This is a genomic window from Novosphingobium sp. UBA6272 (genome assembly GCF_002440635.1).
In the GTDB taxonomy this organism is placed as follows: domain Bacteria; phylum Pseudomonadota; class Alphaproteobacteria; order Sphingomonadales; family Sphingomonadaceae; genus Novosphingobium.
This window is the reverse complement of sequence record NZ_DJUW01000032.1, coordinates 26,458-41,916: the sequence shown is the minus strand read 5'-3', so window position 1 is coordinate 41,916 and position 15,459 is coordinate 26,458. Positions and strand designations below refer to the sequence as shown.

Below are 15,459 nucleotides of genomic sequence, written 5' to 3'. Positions count from 1 at the left end.
CAATGAGTCCTGAGCCTAGATCTTACCCGTTTGGGATTGAACCAAAAAAGGCCCTTCCCCGAGGGGGAAGGGTTGGGATGGGGGGTCCACCCTGTCGAGGCGCTGAGCCCCCACCCCCAACCCCGCCCCGCCGGGGAGGGGAGATTCTCTCCCGATAGTTCAGACTTCAACGCCCCACGCTCCCCCGCACTGCCGCAATTTCCGCCGGTAATCACCAGGCTCAACAATCGTCCAGATCTTGAACCGTTTCCCCGCAATAGCGGCGAATATCTTCCTGAATCGGCTTCAATTCGCTGCAAATCCTGCCCATTTCATAATACCAGTCGGCGTTGTCCCGAACCATGTTGCACATTGGTCCCGGCCGGTCACAGGACTTGTACTTGCGCGGACCTTTTGCCTCCAGCCTGCCGGGCATGGATCTGAGCGTCGATCGATAACGCTCGCTTGCGCTCTCGCAGGCCGCTGCCTGATTTGAGCCGGTTGCCGCAGGGATCGGACGGCTGACAGGCGGCGATGCGTATTGAGGCCATAGGCTGTAACTTATCTCCGGTTCCGGAAGTTTCTGCACCCGGGCGCAATTCTTGAGTATGTAGAACACGGTGGCCGGTTCTATCCGCCCGTCATCGACTGCTTTGCGCAACGCCAGCGCAGCGCGAGCGATTTCCTTTTCCGCTGCCTCTTGTGACGAAAACTCTGAAAAGGCGTAGTAGCGAAACTGCATGGCTCTGTAATTCTGGTCATTCGGATTTCCGGCAACTGCGTAATAGATCGTCGCGCACATATGCGCATCGAACTGTTCGTCCCCGGCCTTCGCCTTCGTTGCGCTGACGGCCAATGTCAGCGTCGCCAGCAGTCCGATGACGAAAGTCATCAGTCCGACGATGCGCAGGTTTGAATTCATGTGCTTGCCCCCAAGTCCCATTCAGCCCCGCCCTAGCGAACTTGGGCACATCGGGATAGCATTGTCGCGGTGAAGCCGCACCGCCGCGCGGAGACACGCGGCAGCATGTCCCACGCCTAGCGCCCCACACTCCCCCGCGCCGCCGCAAACTCGCTGCCCGGCTTCCACACCGGCCAGCGGTTCGAATTGGCGAGGTCCCAGCCAAGCGCGCGGACCAGTTCGATGTCCAGCATCGCGCCGGCCATGTTCCAGCTAGCGTCCCAGGCATCGCAGGCCTGATGATAGCAGCGCCCGGTATAGTCATCGATCCAGGCCTGTCCGCCAGCGCGGCCGCCCTCGACCAGGTCCGATGCCCCGGCCAGGCTCATCATCAGCAACACCGGCACCCCGCGCTTGGCGAAGGGGAAATGGTCGGCGCGGTAGAACAGGCCGCGTTCGGGCAGGTTCTCGACCGTGACCGTGCGGCCCTGCTTGGCGGCAAAGGCGGCCAGTTCGTCTTCCATGGTCGACTGGCCCTTGCCGATCAGCACCACATCGCGCGCCGGGCCGGCGGTCTGCAACACGTCGATGGTCAGATTGGCGACGGTCTTGTCCATCGGATAGACCGGATCCTGGGCATAGGCCTCTGAGCCGAGCAGGCCGCGTTCCTCGGCGGTCCAGGCGGCGAAGACCATCGAGCGCTGCGGCGCGGGGCCGGCCTTGATGTCGCGCGCGATTTCGAGCAGCGCGGCCACGCCCAAGGCATCGTCGTTGGCCCCGGCGCGGTAGATCCGGCCCTGGGCGTCGGGCTTGCCCACGCCATAGGCATCCCAGTGCGCCCCGAACATCACCACTTCGTCGGGCCGTTGACTGCCCGGAATCCGGGCGATTACGTTGTGGCTGGTGATGACCTCGTGCTGGCTGGGAATTGCGGCGTTCAGCGTCAGGCCCTTGAGTTCAACCGGGCGGAACTTCGCGCTGCGTGCCGCCAGCCGCAGCTTGCCCAGGTTCTGTCCGGCCAGCGCAAACAGCCGGTCGCCCATTTCGTGGCTGAGCCAGCCCTGCAGCGCCAGGCTGGTCTGGCTGCCATCCTTGCGGACCAGCCCGTAATTCTCGCCGCCCGGGCTGACCACCACGTTCCAGCCATAGCCCACCCCGGCAGCATCATGGACGATCAGTGCGGCCACGGCCCCGCGCCGCGCCGCTTCCTCGAACTTGTAGGTCCAGCGGCCGTAATAGGTCATCGCCTTGCCGCCGAACTTGCCCGCCACCGCTTCCTTGGGTCCGGCTTCGAAATCGGGATCGTTGATCAGGAACACCGCGACCTTGCCCGCCAGGTCCACGCCCTTGAAATCGTCCCATCTGCGCTCGGCCGCATTGACCCCATAGCCGACGAAAACCAGCGGCGCGCCGGCCACTCTGGCGACATCGTCGCTGCGCAGGGTCGAGAGGTATACATCACTGCCCAGCGTCAGGGCCAACGGCCCCGTGGGTGTCGTGAGTTCCAGCTGCTGCGGCGTGCCCAGCCGGGTGTGGAGCAAGGGCACCGGTTGCACCCATTTGCCGTCCGGCCCGCCCGGCTCCAGCCCCAGCGCCTGGAAGCGGCCGATCAAGTAGGCCACGGTCCGCTCTTCCCCCAGCGTGCCGGGGGCGCGGCCCTGGAACCAGTCGTCGGTCATGGTCCGAACGGTCGCCACGACCCGTTCCGCGCTGAGCGGTTCGCGGGTGGCAGCGGGGCTGGCGAAGGACAGCGCGGCGAGCGCGGCGATGAACAGTTTGCGGATCGGCATGGCCCAACCCTAGCTTGCTCCGCGCCATCCGCAACTTCCTTGCAAAGCCGCCCCGCCTGCCTAAGTTGCCATCAGCAATGCAATAAGCCGCAGGAGAAGTCGATGTCCGATGCCGAATATGTCCCGCCCAAGGTCTGGACCTGGAACAAGGAGAACGGCGGCCAGTTCGCGGCGATCAACCGGCCGACTGCCGGCGCGCAGAGCGAGAAGGAGCTGCCGGTGGGCGAGCATCCGTTCCAGCTCTATTCGCTGGGCACGCCCAATGGGCAGAAGGTGACGATCCTGTTCGAAGAGCTGCTCGAAGCTGGCCATTCGGGCGCCGAATACGATGCCTGGCTGATCAACATCCGCGAAGGCGATCAGTTTGGATCAGGCTTTGTCGCGCTCAATCCCAATTCGAAGATCCCGGCCCTGCTCGATCGTTCCGGCCCGGAACCGATCCGGCTGTTCGAAAGCGGCGCGATGCTGCTGCACCTGGCCGAAAAGTTCGGCGCCTTCATTCCGACTGATGCCAAGGGCCGCGCCGAGTGCCTCAGCTGGCTGATGTGGCAGATGGGCAGCGCGCCGTTCATCGGCGGCGGGTTCGGACACTTCTATGCCTATGCGCCGATCAAGATCGAATATGCGATTGATCGCTATTCGATGGAGACCAAGCGCCTGTTCGATGTCGCCAACAACCGCCTGGGCGAAGCGCGGTTCCTGGCCGGCGATGACTACACCATCGCCGATATGGCGACCTATGCCTGGTTCGGGCTGCTCTATCGCGGCCTCGCCTACAACGACGCGGCAAACTTCCTCCAGCTTCACGAATACACAAATGTCGGCCGCTGGGTCGAAGACATCGGCGCGCGCCCGGCGGTCAAGCGCGGGCAGAAGGTCAACACCGTATCCGGCCTGCTCGAACGCCATTCGGCCGCCGATTTCGACAAGCTGGAGCAAGCAGCAGAGGGCTGAATATCCCCCTTCCCTTGGCGGCGCGGCCTGATTATAGGCCGCGCTCCTGCTGGGGCGTAGCCAAGCGGTAAGGCACCGGTTTTTGGTACCGGCATGCGAAGGTTCGAATCCTTCCGCCCCAGCCAGGATCTTCCCTTATCCGCCCAGCACCGGATTCGGGCCCATACCGATACCGTCGCCATTGGCCCAGACCGAGTGGGTACCCGAGCAGAACCGTTCGGGCAGCACGATCCGGCAGACCGGGCCCGCGCTGACGTTTTTGGCATCGATCAGCACACATTCGGACGTGTCGGTGTTGAGGTCGGCGATGAACGAGACGAGATAGCCGTCATCCTCGTCGGTGGCGCCGATCCGGGGGGCGAAAGGCGCTTCGCTGCCATAACGCCCCGGGCCAAAGCTCAGTTCTTCGCTGCTCCCTGTTTCCAGGTCGTGCTTCACCAGCGCGGTGAACAGGAACCAGTAGGGCTCGGGCACCGCCGAATAGGCATAGCGGTTCTTGCGTCCGGCATATTTCTGGTTGATCATCCCGAATTCCAGGATCCGGTCATCCAGCCGCTCCTCGCTGGTCTGGCCGGTCTTCAGATTGAAGCGCCAGCGGTGCAGCTTGGGCTTCATCAGGCCCTGGCTGAGGTAGGCCATCATCCGTTCCAGCCCCTCGGGCGCGTCGGGGTGCGACTTGGGCTGGGGTTCCTCCTGGAAATAGCCGTCGAGCACCACCTCGTCGCCTTCCTCCCAGGCATTGAGCCAGTGCAGCACATAGGTCGGCTCGGCCTCGAACCAGCGGATCTCCTCAGGCTGGCCCATCCGCGGGATCAGGCCGAAACGGGTCTTCTCGTCAGGATGGAACTGGACCACGTGGAGGTTACGCTCCAACAGCTCGGGCATCCAGTAAAGCGGCATGTCGTTGACGATCGCATAGTTGCGGGTGAAGGCCATGTCGTGCGGCAGGCGCGGCCCGGGCAGCGGGACCGGGATGTAGTGCTTGAGCCGGTTGTCCGCCCCGACCACGCCGTAATGCATGTAGGGCGCATGCTTCGAATAGTTGAAGAACAGCAGCTCGCCAGTCGCCTCATCGACCTTGGTGTGGGCCGAGATGCCATCGAGCGGAACCCAGCCTTCGGTCCCGAACTGTTCGAGCGTGAAAGGATCGAGCCGGTACCCCTCGCCGCACTGGTAGAACGAGGAGAGGATCTTGCCGGCGTGGACCACCACGTCGGTCGAGGACGAATCCTTGAGCCATTCCTGCGCGCCCCAGCCCGGCCGGGTCGATTTGTGCGGCGGCTCCATCAATCCCGCCCACAGCGCCTTGCCGGCTTCCTGCTCGGCCTGAAAGCCCTTGGTCCGCACAAACCGGCTGCGATAGCTGGCGCGCCCGCCCTTGAAGCTGATCGCGTGGATGAAGCCGTCACCGTCAAAGGGGTGATAGCGCCCGATCGGCTCATGCACGGGAACTTCGCCGGTGCGGACATAGACACCGTCGATATCGTCCGGGATCGTGCCGATCACCTCGGCATCGCCGTTGGCGAAAATCGCGTTCCATTCGTTGAAGGTCGGCCGCCAGGCACCTTGCATATAGGGATGGTCGGTCGACTTCAGGGTCGAGCGGACCGTTTCGACGAGCTGGGCAGTCATGGCGTTGCTCCTGAAAGGCAGAATCGCGGGCGATCTACCGCAGCATCGTATGCCTGGCTTGGCGGCCCGGCAACCACGACCGGACAGCAAATCCCCGCACTGCGGCAGATCGGCAATTGCTTGTCGGGCGGCGACCGCTAGGCTGGATGCAAAGGAGATTCCCATGCGCGCAACCCAGGCCTTCATCGAAGCGACCGGCGGCCCCGAAGTGATCCAGTGGCGCGAGGTCGATCTGCCCGCTCCCGGACCCGGAGAAGTGCTGATCCGGCATGAGGCGGTCGGACTGAATTATATCGACACCTACTTCCGCACCGGCCTCTATCCGGCGGCTATGCCAAGCGGCTTGGGCATGGAGGCCGCCGGAGTGGTCGAAGCGGTCGGCGAAGGGGTGCAGCACCTCAAGCCCGGCCAGCGGGCGGTGACCTTTGGCGCGATCGGGGCCTACGCAACCGCGCGAATCGCGCCGGCACTGCAGTACTTGCCCTTTCCGGACAGCGTCGACAGCCAGACCGCCGCCGCCGTGTTCCTGAAGGGCGCGACGGTAGAGGCGCTGGCCGAGCGCTGCGCTCCGCTTGCGGCGGGCGAATGGGCGCTGGTCCCGGCCGCGGCGGGCGGAGTCGGTCAGCTGCTCGTCCAATGGCTGAAAGCGCGCGGCGTGCGGGTGATCGGCACCGTTGGCAGCGAGGAAAAGATGGCCCTCGCCACGGCTGCCGGGGCCGAGACGGTGTTCCTTTCCAATGACCCCGAACTCACCGCCAAGGTTCGTGCGGCGACCGGCGGTAGCGGCGTGGCGGTCAGCTATGACGGGGTCGGCGCGGCGACCTGGGAGGCTTCGCTGGGGTCGGTCAGGCGGCGCGGCACGATCGTCAGCTTCGGCAATGCCAGCGGGCCGGTGACCGGCGTCAACCTGGGCGTACTCGCTGCGCATGGCTCGCTGTTTGTCACCCGCATGACCCTGTTCGACTATTACCGCGAACCCGTCGAGGCGATGGCCGGCGCAGCCAAGCTGTGGGATATGATCGTCAGCGGCAAACTGTCGGTCCAGATCGGCCAGACCTACCCTCTTACCGAAGCCGCCCAGGCGCACCGCGATCTTGAGGCGCGCAAGACCACCGGCTCGACCCTGCTTTTGCCGTGAAGACTGGACTATGGTAATTCGTCGGCCATGACGGTGCTCGATTCCTTCGTAGCCTTTGCCAAGGCCTTGCCGGCAGATCGGCTCCAATCAGTCGAAGATGCCTTGGGCTTGCTCATGCAAACCCATCTCGCTGGCCGGGATTTCAACGCGGGCGAACTGGCCGAACTTGATCGCCGACTGGCTGAACCGAAGGCGGAGTATGCCAACCCCGCAGACATTTCCGGGCTTTTCGGCAAACCGTTCCCTGGATGATCGCCCTCCGTTTTCGCAAGGAAGCTGAAGCCGATCTGCGCGATGTCGTTTCCTACTATCGGGACGTCGCGCCAGAAGTTCTGCCGCGCATTCTCGACGATATTCATCACGCGCTGCGACGCTTGCAGGATTATCCGCAGCTAGGAGCCGCTGTCGAGGGGCGCAGTTTCAGAAGGATCGTGACACTGCGATACCACTTCAAAATCGCTTATTTGATTGAGGAACCGTTTCTGACCGTACTTGGTATCTTTCGCTATCAGGACCGGGAGTCCTGAGCCGATGACGCTACCCGTCATCGACCTGATCGGCCTGCCGAGCGACGTGAACTCCTCGTTCGAGCGCGGCCCGGCGCTGGCCCCTGCGGCGATCCGCAAGGCGCTGTGGTCCGATCGCGGCAATCTGGCCTGCGAGGACGGGCAGGAGATCGGGATCGACTTTGCACTGCACGATCGCGGCGATTTGCCGCTGGCCGAAACCGCGGCGGACGATGCGGCGATCGCAGCCGCAGTCGAAGCCTCGATCCGCTCGGGCGCGACGCCGCTGCTGCTCGGCGGCGATCACGCGATGAGCCATCCGGCGGTGCGCGGGGTCCACGCGGTCCATGGCCCGCTCACCATCCTGCATTTCGACGCCCATCCCGATCTTTACGCCGATTTCGCAGGCAATCCGCGCAGTCACGCCTCGCCTTTTGCCCGGATCATGGAAGCTGGGCTGGCGCGGCGGCTGGTCCAGGTCGGGATCCGCACACTCAACCGCCATTGCCGCGAACAGGCCGAGCGCTTCGGCGTGGAGATCGTGCCGATGGCCGATTTCGCGCCCGGCAAGGTGCCGGTGCTCGAAGGTCCGCTGTATGTCAGCATCGACCTAGACGGAATCGACCCCGCCGAAGCCCCAGGCGTATCCCATCCCGAACCGGGCGGACTGACGGTTCGTGAAGTGCTGGCCATTCTGCGCCGCCAGACCGCGCCAGTCGTCGGCGCCGACATTGTCGAACTCAACCCCCGTTTCGACCAGAATGAACGGACAGCGATCCTCGCCGCCAAGCTGGTGCGCGAACTGTCGGCGCTGATCGTCCGCAACCGCGCCTAGGTGCGCGCGAACCAGATCACGTGGCGCGGGCCCTTGCCCTTGCCGCTCGCATCATAGCGCGCGCGGACTTCGACTTCCTCTACCGCGAAGCCGACATCCTGCATTCGCCGCGTGAACCGGGGATCGGGGAAAGCGGACCAAACTGCCAGTATCCCGCCCGGCACCAGCGCCTTGCGGGCGTTGTGGAGGCCGCTCTTGGAATAGAGCCGGTTGTTTTCGGCGCGAACCACGCCGTCCGGCCCATTGTCGACATCGAGCAGGATTGCGTCGAACGGATCGGGGGCCAGCAGCATGGCATCGCCGACATCGTCCATCCGCAAGGTCACCCGCGGATCGTCGAGACAGCCCGCCGCCACTTCAGCCATCGGCCCGCGCGCCCAGGCGATGATTTCGGGCATCAGCTCGGCAACCGTGCAACGCCCCTTCGGCCCGAGCTTTGCGAGCGCCGCGCGCAGGGTGAAGCCCATGCCGTATCCGCCGATCAGCAGGTTGGCATCGCTCTTTCCGCCCAGCCGCTCGAGCGTCATCGTCGCGAGCGCTTCTTCAGAGCCGCGCATCCGCGTGCTCATCAGTTCATTGTGGCCCATCACGATCATGAAATCGCGGCCGTGGGCAAACAGCTTGAGCTCCTCGCCGCCGGGGACCTGCGCAGTACCGAGCAGTTCGCGGGTGATCACGCCGCGCGCTGGGCCCGGTCGACGGCTTCCTGGTTGAGCATGTCGGCCAGCAGGAACGCCAGTTCGATCGACTGCGCGGCGTTGAGCCGCGGGTCGCAGTGGGTGTGATAGCGATCGGCCAGCGCCGCATCGCTGATCGCGATCGCCCCGCCGACGCACTCGGTCACGTCCTGGCCGGTCATCTCGATATGGATCCCGCCGGCATGAGTTCCTTCGGCGCGGTGGACCGCGAAGAAGCCGCGCACCTCGTTCAGGATCCGGTCGAACGGCCGGGTCTTGTAGCCGCTTTCGGCCTTGATCACGTTGCCGTGCATCGGATCGCATGACCAGACCACCGGGTGCCCTTCACGCTTGACCGCGCGGACCAGCGGCGCAAGCCCGACCTCGACCTTGTCATCGCCGAACCGGCTGATCAGGGTGATCCGTCCGGCTTCGCGGCCCGGGTTGAGCAGGTCGAGCTGGCGCAGCAGTTCGTCGGGTGCGAGGCTGGGCCCGCACTTGAAACCGATCGGATTGCCGACCCCGCGGAGGTATTCGACATGGGCCGAACCTTCGAACCGGGTCCGGTCGCCGATCCACAGCATGTGGGCGGAAGTATCGTACCACTGCCCGGTCAGCGAATCCTGACGGGTCATCGCCTGTTCGTAGGACAGGTGCAGCGCTTCGTGGCTGGTGTAAAAGGTCGTGCCTTGCATTTGCGGCACGGTCTGCGGATCGATCCCGCAGGCTTCCATGAAATCGAGCGCTTCTCCGATCCGGGCGGAGACTTCGGCAAAGCGCGCTGCCCACGGGCTGCGCCCCATGAAGTCGAGCGTCCACTGGTGGACCTGGCGCAGGTTGGCATAACCCCCGGTCGAGAACGCCCGCAGCAGGTTGAGCGTGGCGGCGCTTTGCGAATAGGCCTGCAGCAGCCGCTGCGGATCGGGGATGCGCGATTCCGGGGTGAACTCGATCCCGTTGATGTTGTCGCCGAGATAGCTCGGCAGCTCGACCCCGCCCTGCACCTCGACCGGCGAGGAGCGCGGCTTGGAAAACTGCCCGGCCATGCGGCCGACCTTCACCACCGGCTGCTTGCTGGCAAAGGTCAGCACCACCGCCATCTGCAACAGCACGCGGAAGGTATCGCGGATGTTGTTGGGGTGGAATTCGGCAAAGCTCTCGGCGCAATCGCCGCCCTGCAGCAGGAAGCCCTTGCCGGCCGCAACCTCGGCCAGGTCGGCCTTCAGAGCGCGCGCCTCGCCGGCAAAGACCAGCGGCGGAAAGCTGGTCAGCGTGCCCGTGACCTTGTCCAGCGCCGCGGCATCGGGATAGGCCGGCAGATGCCGTGCTTCCTTGGCCTTCCAGCTTTCGGGAGTCCAGTTACTCGCCACTTTGCTTGCTCCACTTGCTTGCCCGATCATCGGCAAAGCGCGGCCCATAGCCGCACCGCGCCGCAAATGCAAAACATGCAAACCCGATCAGGCTAATCGGGCAATAATGTTGCGCAAGTTCGCGTTAGCGTCCAGCAGCGGCCGGCGCGGAGATGCTTGCCGGCACCGGCATCTTTGCCAGGGTCTGCCCTTGCGGGATTACCGCAACCCGCCACGACTTGCCGGGTGCGAGGAACTTCTTCGCCAGGGCCTGCATCGCTTCGGGCGTCGTCTCGGTATAGTCACCGAGCAGTGACCGGACCGACCGATAACGCGCCGGATCGTTGGTTCCGCCTTCAATCAGATACATGAAGAAGGCGCTCGACGATGTGGCGCGAGTCAGCGCTTGCTTGAGCGGTTCTGTCACCCGACCAAGTTCCTCGGCGCTGACAGGCTTGGCGGCAAGATCGGCAGCGATCTCCTCGGCCGTGGTGAAGAACACCGGGACCGACTTGGGCTGAAGGTTTGCAATTGCGAAGACGTTACCGCCGCTGGTCAGCTCGGTTGGCCAGGAGTTGACCACCTGCGGCGAATAGGCCTCGCCCAGCTTTTCGCGCAGCTTGTCGAGCAGGCGGTTCTGGAACAGCTGGCTCAGGATCTCCAATTGGCGGCTCTCGCGGATCTGGGCGGTACCTCCACCGGTCGGCCAGCCGATGATCCCGGCGGCCTGATTGGCATCGCCGCGATGGTAAAGCAGCACCGGATCTGTCGACGGGCCAAGCGTCCGCGTATCGAGACCGGCGGTCCCGGCGGGCAGGTCGCCCCGCACCGGCAGGGCACCGAAGGTGCGGTTAAGCGCGGCGATCGCCTTGGTCTTGTCGAAATCGCCGAACAGCTGGACTTCGATCGGTCCCTGCTTCAGCAGCGGTTCCCACACCTTGCGGAAGCCCTCGACAGTGGTCGCGTCGATCTCGGCCGGGGTCGGGGTGCGGAATACGGGATCGCGGCCGCGCTCAAGGAACTTGAGATCGCGTTCGAGCACGCCTTGCGGGCTGGCGGCAAAGCTTTCGTAGTTGATCTTGGCGGCGGCCTGGGCGCGCAGCACCGGATTGCCGTCCCAGCGCGGATTGGCGAACTTAGAGGCGAACAGGTGCAACTGGTCTTCCAGGTCGGCGGCGCGGGTATCGGCCTTGAACACGAAGGTTGCATCGTCGATCTCGAAATCGAAGCCGATCTTCCGCCCGGTCGCGGCGCGGTCCATCGCCTCGCGGTCAAACGGACCGACCCCGGCATCGACCAGAGCCGTCTTGCCCAGCGTCGCATAGGGCGCATTGCCGGGGCTGAAGGCGCGCCATCCGGCACCGAAGCGAACTTTCAGCGTTACCCGCCCAGGCTCATCCTCGGTCGGCCAGAACTGCACCTTGACCCCGTTGGCATAGTCCAGCTGCTCAATGTCGAGCAGCCCGGTCGGTTTACGGTCGATCGGCTCGCTTGGCTTGCCGATCGCCGGCAGATCCGAATACTGGATGCTGGTTGCGGCAAGACGCGATCCGGCATTTCCGGCTACCGGTGCTGCAAGTGCCGCCCGCAGCGTTGCCGGAGTACTCTCTCCCGCCGCCGGGGTGACATAGACTGCGCGGGTCACGCTTCCACCAAAGATCGCCCGGGTCTTGGCCAGGACATTGGCCGGCGTGAACAGCGGCTTGGAACGGTTGAAAATGTCCTGCACCACCTCGGGCGAAGCGATCGTCTCGCGAATGTCGAGCGCGGAGACCATATCGTCAGCCAGCTTCCGGCCCGGCAGCAAGCGGCGCTGCTCGACACCGCTTTCAAAGGCTACGCTGAATTCCTTGACCTCGCGGTCGATCTCTTCCTGGGTTGGCGGCTTGGCCATGGCGTCGGCAATCACGCCGCGGGTATCGCGCAGTGCGGCCTTCCAGTCGGGCCCCAATGGGGTGATCGCAACAAAGGTGGTGTCGGCCGAACGCACGACCTTTTCCTTGTTGACCTGCGCCACCAGGAACGAGCCCCCGGCGCGGGCCTTGGCCTCAAGTCGGCGGTTGATAATTGCCTGGGCCAGCGATTCGACCATGATCCCCTGATTGTAGACCACCGTATCGCGCACCGGGCGCCACGGCCGCAGAATCGCATAGGTGATCGAGCGCGGCATCTCCGGCTCGACGATCACCCGCGTTTCCCCGATCGGGGCCAGTCCGGCCGCGCCCTTGGGCGGCAGCGGATCGCCGAACGGTGGCTCGGGGCTACGCGGGCCGACGCCTTGCCAATCGGCGAACCATTTCTTGATCGATGCTTCCATCGCCGCTGGCGAAATGTCGCCGACAACAATCACCACCGCGTTTTCCGGCCGGTACCAGCGCTGGTGAAAGGCCGTGACGCTGGCCGAGGTCGCCCCGGTCAGCGTCGATTCGGTCCCGATTACCGGGCGCACGGCCAGCTTTTGCCCGGCGAACAGCGTCTGCTGGGTCTGGTCGAACACCCGCGTCGCGGTGCCGCCGCGCTCGCGCATTTCAGCGAGCACAATCGGCACGTCGGTGCGCACGTTCTTTTCGTTCAATACCGGGGCGATCATCATGCCCGACAGCAGCTTCATCGATTCATCGACCGAAGCCTCGGTTGCATTGGGCAGATCAAGTTTGAAGGTGGTTGCGATCGGACTGGTCTCGGCATTGGTATCGCTACCGAAACTCGCGCCCATCTTCTGCCAGGTCGGGATCGCTTCGCCCTCACCCAGATACTTCGACTGGCGGAATACCATGTGTTCCAGCAAGTGCGAGAAGCCGCGCTCGCTGTCTTTCTCATACATCGAGCCGACATCCATCCGGATCCGGATCGATACCTGCCCCGGCGGCACCCCGTTTTTGCGCACGACATAGCGCACCCCGTTGGGCAGCTCGCCGAACTGCCATTCGGGGTCGATCGGGATGTCGCTGCAGCGATAGAGCCAGGGCGCCGAAGGATCGCACATGGGTGCGGGGGCAGCGGCGGCCCTGGCCGGAGCCTTGCGCGCCGCCACCGGCTTCTTGCCCTTGGCCGTCGCCGCCTCCAGCGCGGGGGTGACGGTCATCGCAAGGGCGGGAAGGACAAGGGCGAAAGCGCGCAGCGCGCGGAAGAGCTTGAGCATAGGGGGCGGACTATAGGCAGCGGTTTTGTGAAGGGCCAGTGAATAGCGAAGCTATGCCCTGCCCACCAAATCCTCTCAAGCAGCGCCCTTGCCGCACTCCTCTGCAATCCCTACATTCCCACCATGTTCATCGAAACCGAAACCACGCCCAATCCTGCCACGCTGAAGTTCCTGCCTGGGCAGGAGGTGATGTATGCCGGCACCCGCGATTTCCGGGACGAGGAGGATGCCAAGGCATCGCCCCTGGCCGAAGCGCTGTTCGATCTGGGTGACGTCACCGGGGTGCTGTTCGGGCGCGATTTCGTTGCCGTCACTGCCGGGCCGGGCACGGACTGGTCGGCCTTGAAGCCGCAGGTGGTGGCGATCCTGCTCGACCATTTCATCACCGAAAGCCCGCTGTTCCATGCCCCCAGCGCCGGGGGCATCGTGGTTCCGCCCGAGGCCGAGGATTTCGGCGACGATCCCGCCCAGGCCGACATTGTCGCGCAGATCAAGGAACTGATCGAGACGCGGGTCCGCCCCGCGGTCGCCAATGACGGCGGCGACATCGTTTACCGCGGCTTCCGTGATGGCGTCGTCTATCTGGCCATGCAGGGTGCCTGTTCGGGCTGCCCCAGCTCCACCGCCACGCTCAAGAACGGGATCGAAACGCTGCTCAAGCACTATGTTCCCGAAGTGAGCGAAGTGCGCGCCGCCTGATTTTTTACTTTAGTTTCGGAGATTCCCATGACCCAGCCGCTTGCTGACGCTGCGCTTGACCAATTGTTCCTCACGGCCCGCACCTACAACGGCTATCTCGACAAACCGGTCAGCACCGAGCAGCTGCACGCGATCTGGGATCTGACGAAGATGGGGCCGACTTCGGCCAACCAGCTTCCCGCCCGTCTGGTCTGGATCACCAGCGATGAAGCCAAGCAAAAGCTGGCCGCCTGCACCATGCCGGCCAACGGCGAAAAGATCCTGAAGGCTCCGGTCAGTGTGATCATTGCGATGGACCTCGAATTCCACGAGCAGCTGCCCTGGCTGTTCCCGCACACCGATGCCCGCGCCTGGTTTGTCGGCAACGACGAACTGCGCAAGAAAAGCGCCTTCCTCAACACCACGCTGCAGGGTGCCTATTTCATCATGGCCGCGCGCGCTCTGGGGCTCGACACCGGGCCGATGACCGGCTTTTCGAACGAGGCGGTCGACGCTGCATTCTTCGCCGACCAGCCCAACTACAAGTCGGTAATGCTCTCGACCCTGGGTTATGGCGATCCGGCCAGCATCTTCGAGCGCAGCCCGCGTCCCGATTTCGACACTTTCAATTCGATCCTTTAACGTACGGTCGGCCCATCCGGGCCTCCCTGTTGCATCGCGCGGCCTTGACGCGCTATCGCCGACCCATGACAACTCTGGTTATCGATAGCGCGACCGAAGCCTGCTCGGTCGCGCTGTTTGACGGCGACGTGCTGATCGCCGGGGACTGCCGCGTGCTCGGCAGGGGCCATGCCGAACACCTGATACCGATGATCGCCGCACTTCCGGGCAAAGGCCGCGCGGACCGGATTGCCGTGGCGCTGGGCCCGGGCAGTTTTACCGGGGTGCGGGTCGGCCTGGCCGCCGCGCGGGCCTTGGCCTTCGCCTGGGGAGCCGAGCTGGTCGGCTATCCCACACTTGCCTTGATCGCGGCGATGGCCGGCAAGGAACATGCGGGCGAAGCCGTTACCGTTTGCACCACCGGTGGACACGGAGAATGGTTCGTGCAGGATTTCGACGTGGACGGCTTGCCGCTTGCTCCGCTCGCTTCGCTCACCCCGGCCTTTGCGGTACGGCACGGGGGAGCCGAACGTGTTGCAGGCAGCCAGGCCGAAGCCTTGGTCGCGGCGCGCGGCAGCGGGGTTGCCCGGCCGCTTTGGCCTGATGCGCGCCACTTTGCCGCGCTTGACCCGAACATGCTTACTGCAGACACGGCGCCGCTCTATGGCCGCGCACCTGATGCCAGGTTACCTGGGGCGGCATGATCGCACCGCGCGACGATATCGACCGGATAATGGCAGTCATGCAGGCTGCATTTGCCCCCGAATTTGGCGAGGCCTGGAGCCGCCGACAGGTGGAAGACGCGCTGCTCGTCGGCAATTGCCATTATGGTCTTGTCGCCAGCCACGGCGATGAACCGCTGGCCGGGGAACCGGCAGCGGGTTTTTACCTGTCAAGAGCCGGATATGAAGAAGAAGAGTTGTTGCTATTGGCAGTTCTTCCAGAACAGCGCCGCAAAGGACTTGCCAATTATTTGCTAGACTCGCTCAAAAGCGAAGCATTGTTGCGCGGAGCAAAGCAACTGTTCTTGGAAATGCGGCGCGGCAATCCGGCCGAGTCGCTGTACCGTGCCTGCGGATTTACCCCGATCGGGGAGCGGATTAACTATTACCGCACACCAACCGGTGAGCGACTGGACGCAATAACCTTCTGTTGCAAAATACAATAAATCCGGCACTTGCGATGATTACTCCGGAATGGCCGCAAATTTACTGTAGGGAAAGCCTGTTGCCATCTTGTTTTGTTAACGCGACTCGC

The 15,459-nt window shown here is 64.2% G+C and carries 15 protein-coding genes and 1 tRNA gene; 10 read left to right on the top strand and 6 right to left on the bottom strand.

Features of this window, described 5'->3' with window-relative positions:
- Positions 1–220: 220 nt before the first annotated feature.
- On the bottom strand, positions 221–901 hold the full coding sequence (locus tag B2V17_RS15030; RefSeq protein ID WP_292999062.1) for a hypothetical protein: 681 nt from the start codon (positions 899–901) through the stop codon (positions 221–223).
- 116 nt (positions 902–1,017) lie between these two features.
- Positions 1,018–2,670, bottom strand: a complete 1,653-nt coding sequence (locus B2V17_RS15025; RefSeq protein WP_292999061.1) for a M28 family metallopeptidase — start codon at positions 2,668–2,670, stop codon at positions 1,018–1,020.
- A gap of 102 nt (positions 2,671–2,772) precedes the next feature.
- Between B2V17_RS15025 and yghU the strand changes: the two genes are divergently transcribed.
- Both yghU and B2V17_RS15015 read left to right on the top strand, forming a co-directional pair.
- Entirely contained in the window at positions 2,773–3,624 is an 852-nt protein-coding gene (yghU, locus tag B2V17_RS15020) for a glutathione-dependent disulfide-bond oxidoreductase (protein WP_292999060.1), read from the top strand.
- Between the two features lie 50 nt (positions 3,625–3,674).
- Positions 3,675–3,749 (top strand) — tRNA-Gln (locus B2V17_RS15015).
- Between the two features lie 10 nt (positions 3,750–3,759).
- Here the strand turns inward: B2V17_RS15015 and B2V17_RS15010 are convergent.
- Positions 3,760–5,256, bottom strand: a complete 1,497-nt coding sequence (locus tag B2V17_RS15010; protein WP_292999059.1) for a carotenoid oxygenase family protein — start codon at positions 5,254–5,256, stop codon at positions 3,760–3,762.
- Between the two features lie 163 nt (positions 5,257–5,419).
- On the opposite strand from B2V17_RS15010, the gene B2V17_RS15005 reads away from it, so the two are divergent.
- From B2V17_RS15005 to B2V17_RS14990, 4 genes are read left to right on the top strand one after another with little or no spacing between them, the layout of a single operon-like run.
- On the top strand, positions 5,420–6,394 hold the full coding sequence (locus B2V17_RS15005; RefSeq protein WP_292999058.1) for a quinone oxidoreductase family protein: 975 nt from the start codon (positions 5,420–5,422) through the stop codon (positions 6,392–6,394).
- Positions 6,395–6,421: 27 nt separating this feature from the next.
- Entirely contained in the window at positions 6,422–6,646 is a 225-nt protein-coding gene (locus tag B2V17_RS15000) for a hypothetical protein (protein WP_292999056.1), read from the top strand.
- A complete protein-coding gene (locus tag B2V17_RS14995; RefSeq protein ID WP_292999054.1) occupies positions 6,643–6,921 on the top strand; it encodes a type II toxin-antitoxin system RelE/ParE family toxin in 279 nt (92 codons plus the stop codon). Before B2V17_RS15000 ends, B2V17_RS14995 begins: the two co-directional genes overlap by 4 nt.
- A gap of 4 nt (positions 6,922–6,925) precedes the next feature.
- Positions 6,926–7,735, top strand: coding sequence for an agmatinase family protein (locus B2V17_RS14990; RefSeq protein WP_292999052.1), 810 nt, complete (start codon positions 6,926–6,928; stop codon positions 7,733–7,735).
- Here the strand turns inward: B2V17_RS14990 and B2V17_RS14985 are convergent.
- From B2V17_RS14985 to B2V17_RS14975, 3 genes are all read right to left on the bottom strand, one after another.
- The gene (locus tag B2V17_RS14985) at positions 7,732–8,412 is read right to left on the bottom strand and encodes a spermidine synthase (protein WP_292999050.1); all 681 of its coding nucleotides are present in this window, start codon (positions 8,410–8,412) and stop codon (positions 7,732–7,734) included. The genes B2V17_RS14990 and B2V17_RS14985 overlap by 4 nt on opposite strands.
- Entirely contained in the window at positions 8,409–9,782 is a 1,374-nt protein-coding gene (locus B2V17_RS14980) for a class II 3-deoxy-7-phosphoheptulonate synthase (protein ID WP_292999048.1), read from the bottom strand. The genes B2V17_RS14985 and B2V17_RS14980 overlap by 4 nt, the downstream gene beginning before the upstream one ends.
- A 124-nt stretch (positions 9,783–9,906) precedes the next feature.
- Positions 9,907–12,903, bottom strand: coding sequence for a M16 family metallopeptidase (locus tag B2V17_RS14975; protein WP_292999046.1), 2,997 nt, complete (start codon positions 12,901–12,903; stop codon positions 9,907–9,909).
- Between the two features lie 123 nt (positions 12,904–13,026).
- On the opposite strand from B2V17_RS14975, the gene B2V17_RS14970 reads away from it, so the two are divergent.
- From B2V17_RS14970 to B2V17_RS14955, 4 genes are all read left to right on the top strand, one after another.
- A complete protein-coding gene (locus B2V17_RS14970) occupies positions 13,027–13,602 on the top strand; it encodes a NifU family protein (RefSeq protein WP_292999044.1) in 576 nt (191 codons plus the stop codon).
- Positions 13,603–13,629: 27 nt separating this feature from the next.
- Positions 13,630–14,223 (top strand): malonic semialdehyde reductase, encoded by a 594-nt coding sequence (locus B2V17_RS14965; RefSeq protein WP_292999042.1) that lies wholly within the window; start codon positions 13,630–13,632, stop codon positions 14,221–14,223.
- Positions 14,224–14,288: 65 nt separating this feature from the next.
- Positions 14,289–14,906 carry a tRNA (adenosine(37)-N6)-threonylcarbamoyltransferase complex dimerization subunit type 1 TsaB gene (gene tsaB, locus B2V17_RS14960; protein ID WP_292999040.1) on the top strand — a complete coding sequence of 206 codons (618 nt, stop codon included), beginning with the start codon at positions 14,289–14,291 and terminating at the stop codon, positions 14,904–14,906.
- Positions 14,903–15,370, top strand: a complete 468-nt coding sequence (locus tag B2V17_RS14955; protein WP_292999038.1) for a GNAT family N-acetyltransferase — start codon at positions 14,903–14,905, stop codon at positions 15,368–15,370. Before tsaB ends, B2V17_RS14955 begins: the two co-directional genes overlap by 4 nt.
- Positions 15,371–15,459: the final 89 nt, after the last annotated feature.

Coding starts and splice junctions, on each gene's coding strand:
- B2V17_RS15010 (WP_292999059.1), bottom strand. CDS start 5,256: ATGACTGCCCAGCTCGTCGAAACGGTCCGCTCGACCCTGAAGTCGACC.
- B2V17_RS15025 (WP_292999061.1), bottom strand. CDS start 2,670: ATGCCGATCCGCAAACTGTTCATCGCCGCGCTCGCCGCGCTGTCCTTC.
- B2V17_RS15030 (WP_292999062.1), bottom strand. CDS start 901: ATGAATTCAAACCTGCGCATCGTCGGACTGATGACTTTCGTCATCGGA.
- B2V17_RS14970 (WP_292999044.1), top strand. CDS start 13,027: ATGTTCATCGAAACCGAAACCACGCCCAATCCTGCCACGCTGAAGTTC.
- B2V17_RS14995 (WP_292999054.1), top strand. CDS start 6,643: ATGATCGCCCTCCGTTTTCGCAAGGAAGCTGAAGCCGATCTGCGCGAT.
- B2V17_RS14955 (WP_292999038.1), top strand. CDS start 14,903: ATGATCGCACCGCGCGACGATATCGACCGGATAATGGCAGTCATGCAG.
- B2V17_RS14975 (WP_292999046.1), bottom strand. CDS start 12,903: ATGCTCAAGCTCTTCCGCGCGCTGCGCGCTTTCGCCCTTGTCCTTCCC.
- tsaB (WP_292999040.1), top strand. CDS start 14,289: ATGACAACTCTGGTTATCGATAGCGCGACCGAAGCCTGCTCGGTCGCG.
- yghU (WP_292999060.1), top strand. CDS start 2,773: ATGTCCGATGCCGAATATGTCCCGCCCAAGGTCTGGACCTGGAACAAG.
- B2V17_RS15005 (WP_292999058.1), top strand. CDS start 5,420: ATGCGCGCAACCCAGGCCTTCATCGAAGCGACCGGCGGCCCCGAAGTG.
- B2V17_RS14965 (WP_292999042.1), top strand. CDS start 13,630: ATGACCCAGCCGCTTGCTGACGCTGCGCTTGACCAATTGTTCCTCACG.
- B2V17_RS14990 (WP_292999052.1), top strand. CDS start 6,926: ATGACGCTACCCGTCATCGACCTGATCGGCCTGCCGAGCGACGTGAAC.
- B2V17_RS15000 (WP_292999056.1), top strand. CDS start 6,422: ATGACGGTGCTCGATTCCTTCGTAGCCTTTGCCAAGGCCTTGCCGGCA.